The sequence below is a fragment of the Stutzerimonas azotifigens DSM 17556 genome (genome assembly GCF_000425625.1).
GTDB classification, from domain to species: Bacteria; Pseudomonadota; Gammaproteobacteria; order Pseudomonadales; family Pseudomonadaceae; genus Stutzerimonas; species Stutzerimonas azotifigens.
The window spans coordinates 1-1,637 of record NZ_AUDU01000096.1 but is presented as its reverse complement, the minus strand read 5'-3'; the positions used below and the strand labels follow the sequence as shown (position 1 = coordinate 1,637).

Below are 1,637 nucleotides of genomic sequence, written 5' to 3'. Positions count from 1 at the left end.
CCCACGCCGAAAGACCAAGGGTTCCTGCGCAACGTTAATCGACGCAGGGTGAGTCGACCCCTAAGGCGAGGCTGAAGAGCGTAGTCGATGGGAAACGGGTTAATATTCCCGTACTTCTGGTTACTGCGATGGGGGGACGGAGAAGGCTAGGCCAGCTTGGCGTTGGTTGTCCAAGTTTAAGGTTGTAGGCTGGTCGCTTAGGTAAATCCGGGCGATCAAGGCCGAGAGCTGATGACGAGCGTCCTTTAGGACGCGAAGTGGTTGATGCCATGCTTCCAGGAAAAGCCTCTAAGCTTCAGGTAACCAGGAATCGTACCCCAAACCGACACAGGTGGTCGGGTAGAGAATACCAAGGCGCTTGAGAGAACTCGGGTGAAGGAACTAGGCAAAATGGCACCGTAACTTCGGGAGAAGGTGCGCCGGTGAGGGTGAAGGACTTGCTCCGTAAGCCCATGCCGGTCGAAGATACCAGGCCGCTGCGACTGTTTATTAAAAACACAGCACTCTGCAAACACGAAAGTGGACGTATAGGGTGTGACGCCTGCCCGGTGCCGGAAGGTTAATTGATGGGGTTAGCCGCAAGGCGAAGCTCTTGATCGAAGCCCCGGTAAACGGCGGCCGTAACTATAACGGTCCTAAGGTAGCGAAATTCCTTGTCGGGTAAGTTCCGACCTGCACGAATGGCGTAACGATGGCGGCGCTGTCTCCACCCGAGACTCAGTGAAATTGAAATCGCTGTGAAGATGCAGTGTATCCGCGGCTAGACGGAAAGACCCCGTGAACCTTTACTGTAGCTTTGCACTGGACTTTGAGCCTGCTTGTGTAGGATAGGTGGGAGGCTTTGAAGCGTGGACGCCAGTTCGCGTGGAGCCATCCTTGAAATACCACCCTGGCATGCTTGAGGTTCTAACTCTGGTCCGTTATCCGGATCGAGGACAGTGTATGGTGGGCAGTTTGACTGGGGCGGTCTCCTCCTAAAGAGTAACGGAGGAGTACGAAGGTGCGCTCAGCGTGGTCGGAAATCACGCACAGAGTATAAAGGCAAAAGCGCGCTTGACTGCGAGACAGACACGTCGAGCAGGTACGAAAGTAGGTCTTAGTGATCCGGTGGTTCTGTATGGAAGGGCCATCGCTCAACGGATAAAAGGTACTCCGGGGATAACAGGCTGATACCGCCCAAGAGTTCATATCGACGGCGGTGTTTGGCACCTCGATGTCGGCTCATCACATCCTGGGGCTGAAGCCGGTCCCAAGGGTATGGCTGTTCGCCATTTAAAGTGGTACGCGAGCTGGGTTTAGAACGTCGTGAGACAGTTCGGTCCCTATCTGCCGTGGACGTTTGAGATTTGAGAGGGGCTGCTCCTAGTACGAGAGGACCGGAGTGGACGAACCTCTGGTGTTCCGGTTGTCACGCCCGTGGCACTGCCGGGTAGCTATGTTCGGAAGAGATAACCGCTGAAAGCATCTAAGCGGGAAACTTGCCTCAAGATGAGATCTCACTGGAGCCTCGAGCTCCCTGAAGGGCCGTCGAAGACTACGACGTTGATAGGTGGGGTGTGTAAGCGCTGTGAGGCGTTGAGCTAACCCATACTAATTGCCCGTGAGGCTTGACCATATAACACCCAAACAATCTGGCA

1 rRNA gene is annotated in these 1,637 nt (G+C 54.8%); it reads left to right on the top strand.

Annotated features, from left to right (window positions below):
- A 23S ribosomal RNA gene (locus H610_RS0108500) occupies positions 1 to 1,615 on the top strand; the annotation flags it as partial.
- Positions 1,616 to 1,637 lie beyond the last annotated feature (22 nt).